Below are 19252 nucleotides of genomic sequence, written 5' to 3'. Positions count from 1 at the left end.
CTCACCGATCCCGTCATCGGACTCGCCGGCGTCCTTGACCAACCCCGCCCACGAAGGGATGGCTCCTGCACTACGGCCGCGCCTGCCACCCGCCCCTGGGGGCGTACAGGCCCTGGAAGTCACGCCGAGGATCGGGCTGTGCCGCGCCGCAGCACCGCGGCCCGCAGTGCCGCCCTCGGGCAGGGGCGGCAGTCACGGCCCGGGGCTCTGCGCGGGCGGGGTCTGGAACCTGCCGAACTGGTAGGGCTGCAGGGCATGACCGATCCCGTACGCCCACGGGATGTCCTGGACCTCTCCCAGCACTGAATTGGTCACGTGGGCGAACAGGCGGGAGACGAGAACGCCCAGGGGCGACTCCGCCCGGTCGGGTGTGCCCTCGATGAGCATGAGCGGCTGTTGCAGGTCCTCGGGACCGAAGAAGGTGGCGACATTGGCTTCGCTGCTGCCCTGGGGGACCCATCCCCAGAGGTAGCAGACTTCGCCCAGGATGCACAGGCAGTGCACCATCTCCAGGCGGTTCAGGCGCCGGTTGACGGCCAGGAAGCGTTCGACGAGGTCGCTCAGCGGTGTGCCGGGGTCGCGCCGGGTGGCAACGATCGCGGAGAACAGGGGGTTGCCGATTCGGTTGCCGCCGCCTCCGAAACTCCGGTTCTCCACCATACGGCCCACCGGCATGAGCGGGCGATCAAGCCTGTGACAGGTGACGAGTTTTCCCAGCGCCTCGTCCAGGGAGCGCTGGGTGAGTGTCTGCTTCACCTCAATGACGGCGTAGGCGCCCTCGATCGGCATGACGTGCTGCCGGTCGTCCGCCGTGGCGCGCTGCTTGACGGTCGGGAACCAGGTGTCATTGAAGACGACAACGTCGCAGTCTCCTGCTGTGTTGCCCGAGCCGTCGGACAAGGTTCCGCAGGTCACCTGGTAGCGCCGGGGCAGGATCCTGCCGAGTTCTTCCCGGAAGATCGCTTCGATGGCCGGTCCCGACGAATAGTTGGCAGCCCTCATCCGGATCTCGGCCTCGGCGCGGACCTGGAGCATGGTCTCGACCCACCGGCAGCGCTCGGCGAAGGCACGTCGCATCACGTCGCTGGTCTGCTTGGGCTGCCAGGATTCCACCAGGGAATCCAGGTCGTCGTCTTCCACCGCTCACTCTCGCTTGCTCAAAGAGACAGCAGCGTAGCCGCCTCAAGCCAGGTCGGCCCTGCTGATGCTGTCGCCTGCATCCGGCGGCCGCCGGATGAGCCGGTGACACGGAAGCCGGGGGAACCAGCGGAGTCTGCGTCAGCGCTGGACAGTGTTTGTGCCGCGCCACTTCAGCGCTGCAACACCGGGGCGCAGTTGTGTCCGGCTGCAGCTGTCATCCGGCGTGGAGCTGGACATGCATCGCTGTGGTGATTTGCCCGCCCACTGGGCCCGTTGGACTGCTGGGGCGGTGGTTCGGGCTCACACGGCGCTGGTTTTGACGATGAGGTCGGCGAGTGGCTGCTGCTCGAGGTAGCGCAGGGCATTGTGCGGGTTGCTGAGGGCCGTTGCGGACGGGTTCGTCGCGGACGGCCGGAGCTACGGCCGCCAGTCCGCTCTGGGCAACAAGGTCACCGGCGGCGTGAAGGTTCCACCAGTCGATGCCGTCGGGCAGTTGAGTTGAAGGGAGCCGTCCTGTCCCAGTGAATGACGGATGGTGGGCCAGGCCAGGGGGGATCCGCAGGTGACGAGGGCGGTCAGGCCGTCGGGGCCGGGGCCGGTGTCGTCGCGGGTGAGCATGTCGAAGGCGATGACGCTGCCCAGGGAGTGCGCGATGACCAGTCGGGGCCCGGGGCGGTGCAGTTCGGTGCGGACCTCGGCGCGGATGCGCTCACCGATGTCGTGGTGCAGGTAGCGGTAGACCTGGCGGACGAAGGCCAGCAGGCGCCGCCCCATGTCACGGCCGATCTTGTGGTCGACGGCGACCACGGCCTGGGCGACGGGGCGGGGGATGTAGGGGATGCCCAGGCCGAGGGTTTCGGTCTCGAGCTGTTGGGGGTCGAGGTCGGGCGGGATGTACAGGGCGAGGGTGTCGAGGCCGGCGCCGGCTGACACGGCGAGGCCGGCGCTCTTGTCGTTGCGCACTGCGGTGATCCTTTTCATGGCCGCGGTCATCGGCGTCGGCGTGGGAGTGATCACCTTCTTCGCCAAGAAGTCGTGCCCCGAGGCTGTTCTTGCTGGTCTGTTCGCCACCGGAGCTTGCATGGTGGGCTGCACAACCTGGTCGGCTGACGCCCAGAGGGCGGTGGGAGGTTCTTGTGCCCGTCTTGTCCCGCGAGCCGCTGCCGAACCCCTGGGGTCGTCTCGTGAGCTGTGCAGGGCATACCGGTGGCGGGCGCTGGTGCTGGTTGCTGGGGCCCGGGCTGAAATGGGCAGGACAGTACAGGCACCGGCACGAGATCCTTGAGTGCATGACGTGGGCACCAGGCAGCAGGGCGGTTCGGGATCGGGAGTATGTGGCGCGGGTACGACGGCACCGACCCAGCGCCCTGCTGCCGCTGATCGCACAGGCATCGGCGTCCCATTCACTGGAGTCGTCGTGGCTGACCAGCCCGTCCCGCACGTACACGCCCTGGGCGCTGGCCGATGCCGCACGGGTATCGCTGGCGTGCGGGAACGAGTACCGCAAGGACGCGAGCGATGCGGACCTGCGGCAGATCTTGGACATGTACGTGCGGCTGGAGGACCACTTTCTGCACGACACCGACGAGGACGCTCTGGGCCGGTGGCTGCTGCGCGCCTCCGGGGAGCAGATGACCTATCAGGAGCCGGTGTACCAGGACTTGGCGCGGACCGCGGCGATGCTCACGCAGACGGCAGGGACGCGCCAGGCGCAGTGTCTGCGTCCGGGCTGGGAGGAGGAGCTGCTGGGTACGAGCCTGTCGCACTACGCCGGCATCGCCCAGTTGCTGTGGGCATCCGCGATCAGCTGCGGCGGCCGGTTCGACCCGGACTCGCTGGAGGCGCCCGGTGCAGAGCGGATCTGCGCGGAGATCCCGGCCACGACCATCCTGTCGGTGACCGAGGAGCACTTCGTGACCGATGCGGCAGCCTTCCGGCAGGACAACGAGCGGGCCCGGATGACCACCGATCCACTGCTGCGCCGCTATGAGTTCAACCCCCTGCGTGCCAAGCCCCTGGTGAAGGGATACGGCCCGGGTCTCCTCGCACCGGTCGGCCAGCTGATCGCGTCCAAGGCGAGCCCGCTGGGCATCTACTACACCGGCGTCGCCCGCTTCGGCGACGCCTTCGCGCAGGACCTGGGTGATCTGTTCGAGGCCTACGTCGGCCGCCAGCTGGGCCTGCTGCCCGACGCGACGGTCCGGCCGGAGATCGTCTACGGCCGGAACAAGGCCCGCAGCGTCGACTGGATCGTCGTCACCGCCGAGCTCGTGCTGCTGGTGGAGGTGAAGTCCGTGCGGCCCACCTGGCACCTGCGCCTGGCCACGGACAAGCGGGTGAAGGAGGTGAACCGGATGCTCGGCCGGGCCTACGAGCAGATCGACCACACCGCCGGCCTGATCGCGAGCGGGCAGAAGGAATTCGCCGAGGTGCCCACCGACCGGCCCGTGCACGGGCTGGTCGTGACGATGGAGCCGTTCCACATCGTCAACGCCCCCATGCAGCGACCCCAGTTGCCGGACACGACAGTGCCCGTCACGGTGTCCAGCATCAGCGAGCTGGAGAACATGGTCACCATCACCGACGCCCCCGTCGGCCAGCTGCTGCTGGAGCGGGCCGCCGACCCCCAGCGCTCCACCTACGCCCTGCGTGAGGCCCTGCCGGGACACACCCACCACCGCAACACCGTGCTGGACGCCGGCTGGGACAGCTACCCCTGGCGCCATGCCACGGCCGAGCAGGCGCCGTCCGAACCCGCCGCTCCGGCCCTGTAAGGAGGCGGGGTGGGAGCGAACACGGCCAAGGACCACCACCTGGTGCCGAAATACTTGCTGCGGGCCTTCGCCGAGGACGGGCACGTCCTCGGCCGGTGGCGCAGCGGCGCGGAGCATCGCACCCCTGTGCGGCGGGCAGCGGTGGCACGGCACTTCAACACCGACCCCCTCACCGAGGGCGAGCAGGGGACAGCGCTGGAGACGTATCTGGACCGCCACGTCGACAACCCGTCCGCGCCGGTTCTGCGTGCCCTGCGTGAGGGGCAGTGGCCACTGGAGCAGGCAAGGGAGGCGCTGGTCGTGGACTCGCTGGCCTGGCAGGTGGTCCGCACCCAGGCGTTCCGGTCCTTCGATACCCAGGTCGGCCGGCATGTGTTCCCGGCTGCGTGGGCGGCGGAAGCGGTCGACTACTTCGCGGAACGGATAGGGCGGCCGCTGTCGGAGGCAGAACGGATGGAGGTGTTCTGGGCGGCCCTGCGCACGGCTCCCGATCCCTCGGTGGTGGATGACCCGCGTTCGCCACTGCGTGCTTCGATCCGGGCGTTCGAACGCACCCGGGATGTCCTCGCAGCCCCGGGCCGGCGGCTGATGCTGCTGCACTCGGCCGAACCGCTGCTGCTGCTCCCCGACAGCGGCGTCGCTCTGCGCCACAAGGACGGCACCTTCTCCTTCACTCCCCCGCTGCTCCCAGGAGCAGTTGAGGTGTTCGCACCGCTGTCACCGACCTGCCTACTGATCTCCACGCCCCGCGCTCACTACCGCCCCCACCAGGGCCTCACCCGCAAGATCGCCGCCAAGGCCAACGCCGGGGCGGCAGCCTGGTGCCAGGACGCCGTCTACCGGCTGCCTTCCATGCCCTGGCCCGCCCGCCTGCGGCTCGCCCACACCCCGCTGCAGGTCCGGCCACCGCACCTGTCGGCCGCCCCCGCACAGCAGCAGTCCGGCCGCCCACCGTCTCACCCCGAGATCCGGCACAGCGAGCTGCGCGCCATCCTGGAACAACTCAGCCACACACCCGCACACCAGCCTCCAGCACGGCAAGACAGCTAGTCCGTGGGACAGTTCAGGGACCAGACCCTCACACCCGAAGCCGGCCCTCGCCGGGCGAGTCAGTCGTTGCCCGCAAGCGGCAGCGCCCTCCCGGCGCCAGTGGAATCGTGCGGAGTGGCGCGGCCCCGACGGCCTGACGACCGTTTGCGGCAACAGCGCCAACGGGTGGGTCCGTGCCGGCGGGATCGGGGGCGATGGCTGCCGGGATCGGCCGTCGCTCCTTGTCCCCGGCGGAGGGAGCGACCGCCCCTGGCCTCGTGGCCGAACACGAACTGATCCAGCTGCACGCCGAGTTCGCCCGCGTCCGCGTGCTTCCGCCGCCGGGCCTCATCGTGGCCGGTGCCGCCGGGCATCCGGCTGGGACATGCGCACGCCCGCTGGAGCCCAACCGCCCCACGCCAGCAGCCAGAGCAGTCCTCACCCTGGGGAGACAACGCTGAAATCGCTCAGTCACCGTAGTCCGGGGGCCAAGTTCAAGACGATGCGACACAGGAGCGCTCTGAGCGTGTCACGCTTCTTCTCAAGGGTGCGTCCTCGCCTCGCCCGGTCCGTGGGGCACCGAAGCAATGCGGCCACTGAGGTGACGCAATCCCCTCCTCGGATTCCGCTGGGCCATGGTCTTGCATCAGATCGGTGACACCGTTCCCGCTGGACGTCCGCGTGCGGCGCCCCGGAACTGCACCGTGCTCGGCCGACCGTCGGCCATCAACGCCTCCGACCGGTCGGGCAGTCGCGTCGGGGACAACGTCGTCCGCTCGACGTTCGCGGTGTCAGTCCGGTCATGGTCGTTCAGGGATCCTTCGTCGTCAGTTGTGCCTCCAGGATGCGGGGTCCCACTGACATCGGCCGACCGGATTTCATGCTGCCGGGTGGCGGGGCAGGCCCGCCACCTCACCACGACGGGAGCAAGTCACCGTCGGCGTCGGGGCCGTAGAGGGCCGCACCATCGTCGGGCGGTGCTCCTTGGCGCGGTGCGCCTGGCCTGCGAATCGCATCCGTGGAACCCCATGCGAGATGCCCCGGCGGACGGCTCCTGCCGCCGGGGCGTGATCTACTTGTCGCCCCCCGCGCCGGACTTGCGAGCGAGCAGCACGGCCACCGCCCGGGCGTGGTTGGCCATGGCGCGCAGGTGGTCGGTGATGGTCTTCGCCGGGTCCTTGGCGGACGGGCCGCAGGGGGCGATCGGATTGGACGCGAGAGCGACGAGCCAGAGGAACCCGAGCAGGGCGGGAACGATCTGGGCGAGGTCCGCGAGATGCGTCAACACGGTGGAGTCTTCCTCCCGTTGTCGTGATGTGGGTGCGCCGGGCGCCTCGGCACGGCTCAAGAATCACGACAGGGAAAACAAGATCGCAAACTGCGTTCCGGCAGGTCGCGGAGCCCTCTAAGGGGGTGGGGGTGGGTAGGTTCGCCCCCACCCAGTGGTTGGGGGCGAACCTACCCACCCCCACCCCCTAGGTCGTGTCTTCAATTGATCTTGAGTGGTGGATCATGGTCGGGTGATACGTCGCCATGAACTGTCCGATGAGGAGTGGGAGTTCCTCCGTCCGCTGCTGCCCGAGTCCTTGCGTGGGCGGAAGCGGTTGGACGACCGCACCGTGCTCAACGGGATCGTGTGGAAGTTCCGGACCGGCACCGCCTGGCGGGACGTGCCCGAGCGGTACGGCCCCTGGCACACACTGCACACCCGCTTTCGACGGTGGGCCCTGGACGGCACCTTCGAGCGGATGCTCCAGGCCGCCCAGGCCCGGGCGGACGCGGCGGGAGAGATCGACTGGCTGGTGTCGGTCGACTCCACCGTCGTACGCGCCCACCAGCATGCCGCCGGGGCCCGAAAAGGGGGCGCCGCAGCCCCGCGCTCGGACGCTCCCGGGGCGGCCTGACCAGCAAAATACACCTGGCCTGCGATGCCTTCGGGCGTCCGCTCGCCTTCGTGCTCACGGGCGGCAACACCAACGACTGCACCCAGTTCACCACCGTGATGGAGGCAATCCGGGTGCCCCGCCTCGGTCCGGGACGGCCGCGGGTGCGGCCCGCTCATGTGCTGGGCGACAAGGGCTACAGCTCCCGCGCGATACGCACCTGGCTGCGACGCCGCGGCATCGCTCACACCATCCCCGAGCGGGCCGACCAGATCCGCAACCGGCTGCGGCGCGGCAGCCGAGGCGGGCGCCCGCCGGCCTTCGACAAACAGCTCTACAAGCGGCGCAACGTCGTGGAACGGTGCTTCAACCGCCTCAAGCAGTGGCGCGGCATCGCGACCCGCTACGACAAGACCGCCGAGTCCTACCAGGCAGCCGTCACCCTCGCCTCGCTCCTGATGTGGGCGTGACATTTGAAGACAGCTCCTAGGACCCCACCCGCCACGCCGGTACGTGATACACCTCACATTGCGAGTTGAGGGAGCGTCAATAGATGTGCAGGTCAGGGCAGTTGGCCAGGACTTGGGCACACTGGTCCGCGCTGGGCCTGCCGGGCGGTTTCGGCCGCTCCGCTTCGGACTCCGACCGTACGCGCGGTGAACTCGGCCTGGATGACGCGAGGGCAAACTGCCACCTTCCGTGCTTCCGTGCACGGCAAACAGGGGTTCCCGGAGGTGCTCGAATGCGGCACGGAGCGGAAGGGAGAGGCGCCGCCTGCGCACTCACCGCGCGGTCAAGTGCTCACCTCGGCGATGGTGTCCGCGATCAGGACCGGCAGATGGGTGAGGGCGCGCTCCAGGAGCCGCTCGATCGGGACCGCGTGCTCGCTGTTGTCGACGCTGATGTTGGTCACCCAGCTCGCGGGTTCGTAGCGGGCAAGCATCGACAGGGCGTACAGCACAGCCCACCAGGCCATCAGCGGATGCAGCTCCCGCTTCAGCGAGGAGAGGACGGGCAGGAAGAACCGCAAGCCCACATAACCACGGGTCATGGCCCGCAGGTGCTTGCGGCGTTCTGCTGCGGTTGCCGACCCCTGGGGCATCGCCCAGTTGACCACCAGTTCGCCGCCGCCGTGGTCGTAGCGCGTGTAGTCGGGTGGTGCCGCCGGCCCGAGGCTGAGAGTGCGGATGGTCACGTAGCTGTCGTGCTGGGCGACGGCAGGGTATGCGGTGAGGAAGTCGGCCAGTGCCTCTCGGGTGCCGGCGTCGATGACTCGGTCGGGGATGTCGCACACGGGAACACTCAGCAGCGAGTGGTCCTCGTCGTGGATGCTGCTCGCGGCGGCGAAGAGCGGGGTGGTCCGCTCCCGGTTCGTGAGCGGATAAGTGAGATTCACTGGCAGCAGATCCCACAGGGCCTCAAGGCGCACCGGGTCCTTCTCCCACACCGGTGAGTCGAGTACCTGGCTGACCCGGACGAAGCTGCCATGGGTGCCTGGTGCGTCGGTGCGGAGCTCGATGTCGGGAAAGGGCTTGTCGAACCCGGAGGCCTTGATCCCGTGGGTGACGAGACGCCAGTCCTCGCCCCCGAGAGTCACCGCGGCGGCCGCGATGGCGCGCCCGGCCTGGCTGAGGCCGTAGAAGACCTGCAGGGGACGTGTCGCAGGTCCAACGGCCTTGGCCGCCCGGAACATCTGCTCGGCCTGTTCCAGGGCCGCTGCATATGTCTTGCGGCGGGATCCCGATCCGGCACGGCCGGGTGGATTCCAGCGGCTGGCCCGCAGCCGCTCCCACGCCCCATCGGCGTCCACATCGAGGTACATGGCCCGGGACGCTACCGGCCGCCGGGCAGCAACACGGGCGATTTTCCCCCTCGCGTACGCAGGCGCGGCCCGAGCGGACCCTGCCCCATGCCGGGATGACAGATGTCTAGCCGGCCAGAGGCTCAGCAGAAAGTCGAGACAGCACAGATCACTTCAGGATCGGTAGCGCGGCCAGGCTCGGCTGCGGCGGCCGCTTGCCGGCGCGCGGGGGTACGCCAGTAGGCGGCAGCGCACTCCCGGGCGCCAGCCTGATCGTGTGGAGTGGCACGGACTCGCGGCCTGACAACCGATTGCGCATCAACATCAACGCCTGACAGGCAAGAGCTACGGGCGGTTCCAGCAGTCGACGCCCGGTCCGGTGACGGACTCGAGGTTGAGCGGGTGACACGAGGGCGCCTGGGCCAGGTGGTGAGTCAGGGAGTCCTTGCGGTTGGCCAGATCGCGGATGACGCTCAGGGCCTCGCTTTCTGCCGCGCCCTGGGAGTACTGGATCTTGTGCCAGTTGCCCAGGAACTCCAGCAACATGTCGACGACTCCTCGTGCGGCGTGTGCGGTCATGGCGTCCGCTGGGGCCGTGAACTGCCCTCGGTGGATGGCGCTGTTCCGTGTGGCGTAGAGCCACTCAAGCAGTGCGTGAAGAACGTCTTGCTGGTCTTGGAGCCAGTCGGAAAGGAGCTTGGGGTCAGCCAGGCGAGCACGCCACAGTGCCAGGGTGTCTTGGGCGTACCCGCCGGCCAGCCGGGCCAGAGCGTCGATCGCCGCTTGTGCATCGAGTACGTCTTGTCCCGTCTTCGCCCGTGCGGGCAGCAGGACGTCGAGCCAGCCGTTGACATCGAGTTTCCAGCTTGTGAGGCGGAGGGGATGGCCGTTGTCTCCGTCTTTCAGCAGGACGCGGCGCACCACAGCAGCGTGCGAGGTCACGGTCTGTTCCAGCGACCGCACCGCCTGCTCCTGAGGGGCCAGCTGCTGTCGTGCCTGACGGGCCTGCTCGGCCAGCTGTGTGTGGGCTGCGCGTGCTGCGGGTTGGTCCTGCGTCTGTGTGCGTCCCACTGCCCGTTCCAGCTTGGCCAGGTCACTTGTGTCGTTGGCCAGCCGCATCTGCGCGGAGCGCAGGTGGTTGAGCGCCGAGTTCGTGACCGTCTGGTAGAGGGCGATGAGTAGCTGGCGGATGGAGTGCAGGGCGCAGGCCTTTGCGACGAGGTCGAGTTGTGTGGAGCCAACGTCCAACGAATCGATGGCGCTCCAGGCGAGAGCGGAGCTGGCCATTGGAGCGTCGAGTCGGGCAGCCAGGTGTGCGCTGCGCAGGGCAGGTCGTAGGGAGACGGGCCAGTGGGTGGTGAGTGGGCGGGCGATGGACGCCGAGGTACTCGTGAGGTCGTGCTGCTCTCGGCGTCCGGTGTCGTCGACGGTGATGTTGCGGGGGCCAAGGGTCAGGTCGACTAGCCGCTGACCGGCGGCGTACTGGTCGAGCGCTTCGCTGATCTGACGCCGCGCCCTGACGACAGCGGTCGCCGCATCGGCGGCGGCCACAGGCAGGTCGACCATGACTGCTGGCCCTTTGATGGCTGCAGCCCAGGCCGTCAGTTCTTGGGCCCCCACGGTGACGGGGCGGGAGGTGTGGAGCGGGCTTTGCCGTGCTCCCGGGAGGAGCTGGTCCAGGTGCTCGAGTTGGCTGGCACCTTGGACAAGGCTTGCGACGCGGTAGGTGCGCGAGGGCGGCCACAGCACTGCGGTGATCGAAGCGGCGCCCTGAACAGCTCTGGATCCCTTGCGGATCAGATCAACGTGCAGGGAGCGAGGATCTCGTCCGTCCAGGACTATGAGCGCGGCGACCTCTCCACGGGCTCGTGCCAGCACGTCGGGCGAAAGGACTGGACCGTCCCACACGGAGGTCACCCAGGTACGGATGTGGGCTGCCGTAGGGGCGATGTGAGCCTGGACGCGCAGAGCGTATGCGGCGGCCGTGGCCTTGCCGGCCGCGCCGGTGAGAAGGCCGGGGATCGAGGCAAGCAGCGTGTGGGCCTGCGTCGCCTGGTGCCCACCGCCCAGGGCCTGGTGCGCAGGGAGCCCCGCTGCCACGGTGGAGGCGGCCGTGGTCAGACACCGCCTGAGGAGTCCGAGTTGCGGCTGTCCGCTTGTGGCATGACCGGCAAGGGCCTGGTGCGCTCGTGTCAGGGCAACAACGGTGCTGTTAGCGGTGGAGACATGGTCGCTGAGGTAGGCGCCTGGTTCGAGGCAGAGCAAGAGCCCTTCAAGGAAGCTCCTTTGCTGACGCGTCAGCTGCCTGCGGTCAAAGTTGCTCCTGATCTCCTTGTCCCACACCGAGTAGCGCACGTGCGTACCTTAGTGCGATCGGCAGTGCGGGTTTGGCCTGAAGCGGTGAGTCCCACCAGCACCCCGCACGCCGCTCGCCACCCCAGGACGACCCCGCCGACCACCTACAGCGCTACGCGAACCCCGTCAACCACCACGAAGCGCTGGTGCGCGGGCCTTTCCCTGAACTCGGCCCCTCCAGCCCCTCATCGCGGACTTGCTGTCCCAGGCAGACGCCTCGTGTCTCGGCTCAAGTCCCGTAGAGGGCCGTTACTCTGGCGGCGCGCACGGCCAAGACCCCGCACGGCCAGCGACAGTGCCACGCTCCCCCACAGGTCTCGCACCTCTGACCAGCACAAACCCCGCACCTGCTATAGCAGTCGGCACGAGAATGACCTGGTCTTTCGTCACCCATGTCAGCAACAGGTGAGCACCATCCGTCAGCACCAACTACCAGGTCACTGAGGTTGCGCCACTGACATTCAGATGACGATGCCCAGCTGACACTTCCCCGCAGACTGTCAAACGGTCGGTGGAGCGCTATCGCAGAGGCGAACGCAAGCACCCGCCCCAGGCCATCGCCGAACGGATCGACGACGCGGTACGCCGGCGCTGGCAGCCCCGGGTACGCAGACGCCGCCGGAAGCAGGCCGCCGCCACCACGGGCATCACGGTGGAGACACGGGCCCGGTTCGGGTACACCGCACCCGTCGGCACCACCGACGACGGGCGCTTCCGCCGCCTGACCGTGCATCTCCCCCCGGCATACGCGCAGCGCCTGTTCGACGCCCGCAGCACCGGCGCCAGCGACCAGCAGATGCGCCAGATCATCGCCGAAGGACTGAAAGACATCTACTTCCAAGACGGCGGCAACCGCGCCCTCGGACTCTCCGACGTCACCCTCAACGACATCGACTACCTCGACCTCGACTACTGAACGCAGACTCGCCCTCGGCCGCCGTCCACCGACCGCTGAGCCGAAGCGCGATAGTCGTCACCAAGGCACGTTGTTGTCACCGCGGCCGACCCTCGCCGATCACAAACGGCAGATTGGGGGAATGTCTCTACTGATGCGCAGCTCGGAGGGCAGTGGGGGCCGGTGACACCCGTCAGCCGGTCGTTGAGCAGCGGCAGCAGGTCCGGCCGGCCGAGCGATGGCCGGATCGGCCGCGGCCCCGAGCGCGTACGGCAGGGCGGCCGGAGCCGAGGAGTAGACGCTGCCTCCCTGGTGGTGCAACACCATCAGGTCACCGGCCGCCCCGGCAGTCTTCTCCGGCCCGTGCGGGTCCCGCAGCATTCAGGGCACGTCCTCGACCGAACCGTAGGCGTGCCCCAGCCCCGCCTTGATGACCCGGGTGCCGTTCCGATCGCACGGCCGTGAACGTACGCTGGCTGCCTGTCAGACGCGTGCGAGTCACCGCTCGTATGGACGCACTGCCTTGGGGGAGACACGGTGCTCGACGAAACGCTGATGGCCTTGGCCGCGAGCGCGGGGACCGCGGTGGCCGCGGCCGCCGGTACGGATGTCTGGGAAAGCGTGCGGACGCGGCTCGGCGGTATCCTCCGGCGGGAGAACGAGGGTGACGCGGAGCTCGTCCTCGCCAGAGCCGACCGTGCGGCGGCGGAGCTGAGCGCTGCCGAAGACGAAGACGCCGAGCGGGCGCGCAGCCGTATCGAAGGTGTGTGGCGAGACCGGTTCGAAGACTTGCTGGGACGTCTGGACGCTGACGAGCGCGCGGAAGTGGCCGACCAGCTGACGAACCTGGCCTCACTTGCCCGCCCTGCCGGCGGAGTTTCGGCAGGGGACGACGGCCTGGCTGTCGGCGGGAACGTGAGCGTCCGGGCGGGCGACAGCTCGGTGGCCGCCGTCCGCATCGGGACGGTGAACATGGGAAACCCTCCCCCGCCGGGTGTGGAGTAGAGGCGACCACACCCGGTCTCGGTGTGCCGTCGCTCAATGCGCACACGGCGATCAGTGCTCAGCACGGTGGGCTGGCCGTGGGTAGCGTCGGAACTGTCATATTCCACGCGCCGCCGGTACGGGAAGTCTGGCCGCGCCAGATCGGGCTCGTCCCCGGCCAGGCGGACTGCTTCCAGCACCGGGAAGCCGCCGACCTACTGGACCAGGCAGTCGCCGAGGGCGGAACCGCCGTCGTGTGCCAGTTGCTCTCCGGGATGGGCGGAGTTGGCAAGACGCAACTCGCCGCGCACTACGCCCGCACGGCGTGGGAGGCGGGCGAGGTGGACCTGCTCATGTGGATCAACGCGACCAGCCGAGAAGCGATCACCGCGGCATACGCACGAGCGGGCACCCAAGTCGCCGACGCGGACCCCTCGGATCCCGAGGAGGCGGTGCGCCGGCTCCTGACCTGGCTGCAGACGACCGAGAGGAGATGGCTCGTCGTCTTGGACGACCTCGGCGATCCCGGCGCTCTCCAGGGCCTGTGGCCACCCGCGCGGCGCCACGGCCGAGCCCTGGTCACCACACGCCGACGCGACGCCGCGCTGAGCGGGCCGGGGCGCCGCCGCATCGATATTGGCCTGTTCTCCGCCGGGGAGTCCGTCGACTACCTGACCGCCAAGCTCGCCTCGGCACAGCGCGACGACGAGCCGCAGATCGCCGCCCTCGCCGAGGATCTCGGATACCTCCCGCTGGCGCTGGCCCAGGCGGTCACCTACCTGATCGATCTCGGCCTGAGCTGTGCCGAGTACCGGACCCGACTGGCCGACCGGACCCGGGAGCTGGCCAGCGTGGTGCCAGAGCGCGGGAACTTGCCCGACGACCACCACGACATCATCGCCGCAACGTGGTCCCTGTCCATCGAGCGTGCCAACGCCCTGCGCCCACAGGGGCTGGCCCGGCCCGTGCTGGAGCTGGCCTCGGTACTGGATCCCAACGGAATCCCGACCGAGGTCCTCACCGCACCACCAGTGCTCGACAGACTGGCGATCACCCGTAGAGCAATGATCCTCAAACGCGGGGACCGGAAGAAGGTGCCCAGGGTCGTCACGGAGCAGGAGGCGGCGGACGCGCTACGCTGCCTCCACCGGCTTAGTCTCGTCGACTTCGTCCCCGGTGCCCGCCATGAAACGGTGCGCGTCCATCACCTCGTGCAGCGGGCGACCAGGGAAGCCCACATGCAGGACGCCGAAGACGGTGCGGGTGGGCGGGAGCTGGGCGGTCTATTGGTCCGGATCGATGCCGAAACGGCTGCGGAGGCCGTGGAATACGTCTGGCCGGTCGAGGAGCGGGACGACACGCTCATGGCGGCGCTGCAGGCCAACGCCAAAGCGGTGGCCGAACACATGCCCGTGACGGCGGTAGTGGGAATCGACGGCTCCCACTACCGCCTCGGCCTGCGGCTGGGGGAGGCCGGACACGCTGCGGAGGCCCGGCACCACTTCGAGCGGCTCCTCGCCGGCCTCTCCGTCGGAGCAAAGCGAACCGAGCGAGGCAAGGGAATCGAGCAGCTCTTCGTCCGCCACAATATCGCGTGGTGGCAGATGGAGGCCGGTGACCCCGCAGGGGCGGCAACAGCCTTCGAGCGGCTCCTGGCGGACAAGGAGGACGTACTGGGAGCCCACCCGAGCACGTTCGCCACGCGTTACGGTCTGGCCCGGGCGCAGGGCGAAAGCGGAGACCCGGCGGCGGCCGTCGCGGCTTTCGAAGCACTGCTGGCCGACTGTCTGGACGCGTATACCTACCGGACCCGGTCCTTCTCGCTCCGCCGCACCGTCCGCTTCGCGCAAAGAGCCGCGGACCGGCAGATGGCAGTCCGCATAGAGGCGCTCAGCGGTGCGACCGACCGCAGTCCGGGCGCGCTGCCCAAGTGGGAGCCGCCCGCTCCGTCCGCCCGCTACGGCCTGGCCTGGTGGCGGGGTATGGCCGGGGAGCCGGTCAGAGCGGCGTGCGAGTTAGAAGAATTGCTCGCCGAACAGGGGGACCTACTCGCCGCCTTCGATCCGCTGCGACTGGCCACACGTCATGCCTTCGCCTACTGGAAGGCCGAGGCCGGCGATCCGGGCCGGGCGATCCCCCTGCTCACCGAGCTCTTGGCCGACCAGACCAGCATCCTGGGCCCCGAACACCCGCAGACCCTCACGACACGCCACACCCTCGCCCGCTGGAAGGGTGCGGTCGGCGACCGGGCCCGGGCGGTCGTTCTGCTTACCGAGCTCTTAGCCGACCAGACACGCATCCTGGGCTCTGAACACCCCCAGACCCTGGTGACGTGCCACACCCTCGCGCGCGGGCAGTCGCGGTCCGCTGGGGAGGATGTCTGAAGCGCTTCTCAGGGAAGCGTCAGCCGGGCACGGAAGCTGTCGGTGACAACGATTCTGCCGGTCCTGCCATTGGTGACAAGCAGCGTGCCGTTTCGGTGACTACTACGGTGCCTCGACGCCGGGAGGGCCACAGCTCAGTCGTCCTCTCTGGTGCCAACTATCGGGCTTCGGCACATCACGACCGACCGGCCGGGCAGCACCGCCAGCCCGGCCTCGCCGTCGCGCGCAAGCAGCCGGCGGGCGCCCGGTCCCGCGCAGCTCAGCCTGCGCCCCGGCCACGCCGTCAGCCGCCACGCGTCGTACAGGGCCGGGGCGTCAGCCGGCTCATCGGCCGGATCGATCAGTCCCGGCCGGTATCTATTGCTATGGCTTGTTTGTGCTGCATGGCGTGTGCAGGGCGCACCTCCTGCCCCATCGGCGAAGGAACTCCCCTCGCCGGGCCCTGCAGTTCCGTGGGCGGCGGGGCCCGCCGCGCCTCCCGGCTCCCCACGGGAGGCCACGCGGCTGCCCGTACGACGGTGCCCTACGTCCGCGGGCACCCCGACCATGGCAGGCCAGACCCTCATCTCTAGCTGGTCTCTTCCGGGACAACCGAGCATGGCGGAGTCAGCCGTGGGGGCGCGTCGTCGCGACACACCGCGGGCGACGGTGCAGAGCCGGAAGATCGACTAGACGTGATCAGGTTCGGAGCGGCGAAGCACCGGAGCGGGCTCCCGGTGTGCCGAGGGGCACCGGGAGCCCACTGTGTCAGCGGAAAGCGTTGAGGCGGGTGACGATGTGGGACGCGGCGCCCTCCATCAGGGTGTCGGCCACCGCCTCGACGGTTCGCGCCTGCCAGGGGTGCAGGCTCGTGCCGGCGACCACCTGGTTGAAGGCGCCCATCGCCGGTCCGCAGTGGACCAGGTAGTCGACCTGGGAGCGGGAGTCACCGGTCACGGCGAGACGGAAGCCGCGGTCGAAGTAGCCGCGCAGGACGGCCGTCAGCCGGGCCTTCGCGTCGATGTCGGCCGCCGTCGCCGCGGCCGGCGTCTCTCCGCCAAGGAAGCGGTCCATGATCTGGCCCCTGGTCGCCTCGTCGAGCTCGTCGAGTGAGGCGTGCCGACGCCACAGTTCGTGCAGGCGGGCCGCCCGGGCGGGGAAGAACAGCCCGCGCTTGAGGTAGCGCGCCCGTACGCCCAGCTCGAACATCTCCCCCCAGGGTGCGCTGTCCACGTCGTACTCGCGTGCCCTGACCAGCAGTTCCTTCACTTCAGCACTGGTGGCCGCCTCCACCGTGCACTGGTTCACCGATCCCGTCAGCACGAACTCCGCGCCGAGGAGGAACGCCGCCGCGGCCGCCTCAGGGGTGCCGATGCCGCCGGCGCAGCCGACGTGCACCCGCGGGCCGGGCAGCGCGTGCGCGTCCCGCAGCCGCAGTACCGCCGGGAGGAGGGCCAGCAGGTCCGCGTTGCCGCTCAGCCAGCCTCCCTCCGCCTCCACGCACAGGTCGTCCGCCATCGGCCGGGAGACCGCCGCCTCAGCCTCCTCCTCGCTAACCCTGCCCTCCGCGAGCAGACGCGCCACCATACGGGGCGGCGGCGGGACCAGGAACTCGGCGGCCACATCGGTCCGGGACACCTTCGCGAGGATCCGGCCGCCCTTCAGCCTGAACCGCACGAGAGCGGGCGTGACCAGCGGGAAGCCCGAAGCTTCCACGAGGTCCACGCCGTACCGCATGAGTACGTCGACCAGGGCGTCCTCCTGGTCCGGCGCGCCGTGCCGATAGAGGAGGTTGACGCCGAAGCCGCCGCCCGGGCCGAGGTCCCGCAGCATGGTCTCCACCTCGGCGAGGGGCAGGCCACCGGTCCCGAGGAAGCCCAGCAGCCCTGCCTTGTGCGCCGCGCGCAGCATCTGCGGGCCGGAAATCCCGCCGTACAGCGAGCCCAGCAGGTAGGCCTGGCTCAGCCCGTAGCGCTCGCGGAAGCTGCGGGCGCCGAGATCGCCGGCCTCGACGGTGGGGCTGGCCGGATCGGGCGCGGGGAACGCGGGCTGCTCGGGCACGGAGACAGCCGAAACGGTATGCGGATGCGCCGTGGCCTCCTGGCGGGCCGTGTCTCGCAGGGAGTTGGCCGGCAGCGGGTCCGCGTGGTCCCGGATGCGGGTGACCAGCTTGGTCAGCACCTGGCCGGGGCCCAGTTCCACGAACTCGAAGTCGCCCTGCCCCATCAGCCGGCGCACGGTGTCGGTCCAGCGCACCGGCGAGGCGATCTGGGCCGTGAGGGTCTCCTTGACGGCTTCGGGACGGTACGGCTGCGCGTCCACGTTGGCCAGCACCGGCACGGTAGGGGCACGCAACGTGAACCCGTCGAGGAAGCGGGCGAACTCCTCGGCCGCGCCGCGCATGTAGCGGGAGTGGAAGGGGGCGCTGACGTTGAGCCGTACCGCGCGGGCACCGGCGGCCTCGAAGGCGGCGCAGGCCGCGTCGATCGAGGCGGTGGGCCCGGAGAGCACCAGCTGGTCCGGGGCGTTGTCGTTGGCCACGTCCACGTCGTCGAGCCCGGAGTCGGCGAGGACGCGGGTGACGGTCGCCTCGCCGATGCCGACGACGGCGGCCATGGTGCCGCCGGTGGCCGCGGCCATCAGCTCACCCCTGCGCCGCACGATCCGCAGCCCCGTCTCGAAGTCGAAGACGCCCGCGGCGAACAGCGCGACGTACTCGCCGAGGCTGTGGCCCACCAGGAAGTCCGCCGGCGCCGGGTCCCGCTCCAGCCGGTCGAGGTAGGTCAGGGCGTTCACCACGTAGAGCGCGGGCTGGGTGAAGTCGGTGCGGGCCAGGCGGCGTTGCGGGTCGGTGGCGCACAGGTCGGCGATGGAGTAGCCGAGCACCCGGTCGGCTGTGGCGGTGTGCTCGGGGAACTTCTCGAACAGGCCCTGGCCCATCCCTCGCCGCTGCGAGCCCTGTCCGGGGAATCCGTAGACCTTCATGGCGGGTGCCCTCCTCTGGGCGGTGGGGGTGGCGGTGGGCCGTGGGGCCGCCGGGGCGGCCAGCTCCCGCGCCCTGGCCAGTGCGTCCGGGTCGTGTCCGAACGGGTTGAGCAGCGGCAGTGAGCGGGAACGCGTGCCCGGGGGAAGGCTGTTGCGGACGAAGTTGTGGAGGGTGCCGGAGGGGCCGAGGTCGAGGTAGAGGAAGTCTCCCCGGGCACGGAGCGCCGCCATGGCCCGTTCGAAGTCGATCGGCCGGCGGACGACCCGCCAGAAGTGGTCCGGATCGGGCCGCTCGACCGGTCCCCCGTCGACGCAGGACAGCCAGGGCAGACGCGGCGGCGCCATCCGCACTCCGTCGAAGACGGCGGCGGCCGCGTCCTGGATGTGGTCCATGAGGCGGGAGTGAAAGCCGTACTCGACCGGTACGCGTTGGTGCGGCACATTGGCGGCGAGCAGTTCGGTCTCGGCCCTGGCCAGGTCGGCCTCGGTGCCGGCGACCACGAAGTGGCCGGGGTAGTTGCGGGCGGCGATGTCGCAGGACCGCAGGGCGGGCGCCCGGTCCAGCGCTTCGGGGCCGGCGATCACGGCGAGCATGCCGCCGCGCGGCCCGCGCCGCAGGGCCTCGGCCTGCCGTACCAGCAGCCGCAGGCAGTCGGCGGCGTCGAGACTGCCCGCCTCGACGGCCGCCGCGTACTCGCCCAGACTGCACCCAAGGAGGTGGACCGGCTCGATGCCACAGGACCGCAGGGTCCTGGCCAGCGCCAGCTCCGTCATGACGATCGCCGGGTTGGTGAAACGGGTGTCGGTGAAGGGTTCGCTGCGAGCCCGCGCCGGGTCGAAGACGCGGTCCAGCACGGACTCGCCGAGTTCCTCTGCGACGACCGTGTCGTAGCCGCGCAGGGTCTCGCGGAACACCTCGTTGCCGTCGTAGAGCTCGCGGCCCATCTGGTGGTACTGCGATCCCTGCCCGGAGAACATGAAGACGGCGGGAAGGCCCTCGGCGGGCGCGGGAGTCATCTGCTCCTCCTCGGAATCGTCATGTC

Annotated in this window: 10 protein-coding genes and 2 pseudogenes; 6 read left to right on the top strand and 6 right to left on the bottom strand. The window is 69.7% G+C overall.

The window, feature by feature from the left end:
* Window positions 1-192: 192 nt before the first annotated feature.
* Together C6376_RS40890 and C6376_RS40885 are read right to left on the bottom strand one after the other, a co-directional pair.
* Entirely contained in the window at window positions 193-1140 is a 948-nt protein-coding gene (locus tag C6376_RS40890; protein WP_107448252.1) for a DUF6602 domain-containing protein, read from the bottom strand.
* Between the two features lie 417 nt (window positions 1141-1557).
* Window positions 1558-2211, bottom strand: coding sequence for a hypothetical protein (locus C6376_RS40885; protein WP_159083442.1), 654 nt, complete (start codon window positions 2209-2211; stop codon window positions 1558-1560).
* 218 nt (window positions 2212-2429) lie between these two features.
* On the opposite strand from C6376_RS40885, the gene C6376_RS44630 reads away from it, so the two are divergent.
* Together C6376_RS44630 and C6376_RS40875 are read left to right on the top strand one after the other, a co-directional pair.
* Window positions 2430-3914, top strand: coding sequence for a hypothetical protein (locus tag C6376_RS44630; RefSeq protein WP_173985823.1), 1485 nt, complete (start codon window positions 2430-2432; stop codon window positions 3912-3914).
* A 9-nt stretch (window positions 3915-3923) separates the two neighbouring features.
* Window positions 3924-4964 carry a DUF4238 domain-containing protein gene (locus tag C6376_RS40875; RefSeq protein WP_107448250.1) on the top strand — a complete coding sequence of 347 codons (1041 nt, stop codon included), beginning with the start codon at window positions 3924-3926 and terminating at the stop codon, window positions 4962-4964.
* A gap of 1051 nt (window positions 4965-6015) precedes the next feature.
* Here the strand turns inward: C6376_RS40875 and C6376_RS40870 are convergent.
* Window positions 6016-6231 carry a hypothetical protein gene (locus tag C6376_RS40870; protein ID WP_159083441.1) on the bottom strand — a complete coding sequence of 72 codons (216 nt, stop codon included), beginning with the start codon at window positions 6229-6231 and terminating at the stop codon, window positions 6016-6018.
* Between the two features lie 235 nt (window positions 6232-6466).
* Between C6376_RS40870 and C6376_RS40865 the strand changes: the two are divergent.
* A pseudogene (locus C6376_RS40865) lies at window positions 6467-7296 on the top strand (IS5 family transposase).
* Between the two features lie 323 nt (window positions 7297-7619).
* On the opposite strand, the gene C6376_RS40860 reads toward C6376_RS40865, so the two are convergent.
* Both C6376_RS40860 and C6376_RS40855 read right to left on the bottom strand, forming a co-directional pair.
* A complete protein-coding gene (locus tag C6376_RS40860) occupies window positions 7620-8648 on the bottom strand; it encodes a YaaC family protein (protein WP_107448247.1) in 1029 nt (342 codons plus the stop codon).
* A gap of 324 nt (window positions 8649-8972) precedes the next feature.
* Window positions 8973-10982, bottom strand: a complete 2010-nt coding sequence (locus C6376_RS40855) for a hypothetical protein (RefSeq protein ID WP_107448245.1) — start codon at window positions 10980-10982, stop codon at window positions 8973-8975.
* A gap of 505 nt (window positions 10983-11487) precedes the next feature.
* Here C6376_RS40855 and C6376_RS40850 point away from each other — a divergent pair.
* The 3 genes and pseudogenes from C6376_RS40850 to C6376_RS40840 form a co-directional block, all read left to right on the top strand.
* Window positions 11488-11898, top strand: a pseudogene (locus C6376_RS40850) (XRE family transcriptional regulator); the annotation flags it as partial.
* A gap of 516 nt (window positions 11899-12414) precedes the next feature.
* On the top strand, window positions 12415-12882 hold the full coding sequence (locus C6376_RS40845) for a hypothetical protein (protein ID WP_107448243.1): 468 nt from the start codon (window positions 12415-12417) through the stop codon (window positions 12880-12882).
* Between the two features lie 77 nt (window positions 12883-12959).
* Complete coding sequence (locus C6376_RS40840; RefSeq protein ID WP_159083440.1) at window positions 12960-15245, top strand: tetratricopeptide repeat protein; 2286 nt, start codon at window positions 12960-12962, stop codon at window positions 15243-15245.
* A gap of 747 nt (window positions 15246-15992) precedes the next feature.
* Here C6376_RS40840 and fabD read toward each other — a convergent pair.
* On the bottom strand, window positions 15993-19226 hold the full coding sequence (gene fabD, locus C6376_RS40835) for an ACP S-malonyltransferase (protein WP_107448239.1): 3234 nt from the start codon (window positions 19224-19226) through the stop codon (window positions 15993-15995).
* Window positions 19227-19252 lie beyond the last annotated feature (26 nt).

The sequence above is a fragment of the Streptomyces sp. P3 genome, from assembly GCF_003032475.1.
Lineage (GTDB): Bacteria > Actinomycetota > Actinomycetes > Streptomycetales > Streptomycetaceae > Streptomyces.
This window is presented reverse-complemented; position numbering and strand designations above follow the sequence as displayed.

Coding starts and splice junctions, on each gene's coding strand:
- C6376_RS44630 (WP_173985823.1), top strand. CDS start 2,430: ATGACGTGGGCACCAGGCAGCAGGGCGGTTCGGGATCGGGAGTATGTG.
- C6376_RS40860 (WP_107448247.1), bottom strand. CDS start 8,648: ATGTACCTCGATGTGGACGCCGATGGGGCGTGGGAGCGGCTGCGGGCC.
- fabD (WP_107448239.1), bottom strand. CDS start 19,226: ATGACTCCCGCGCCCGCCGAGGGCCTTCCCGCCGTCTTCATGTTCTCC.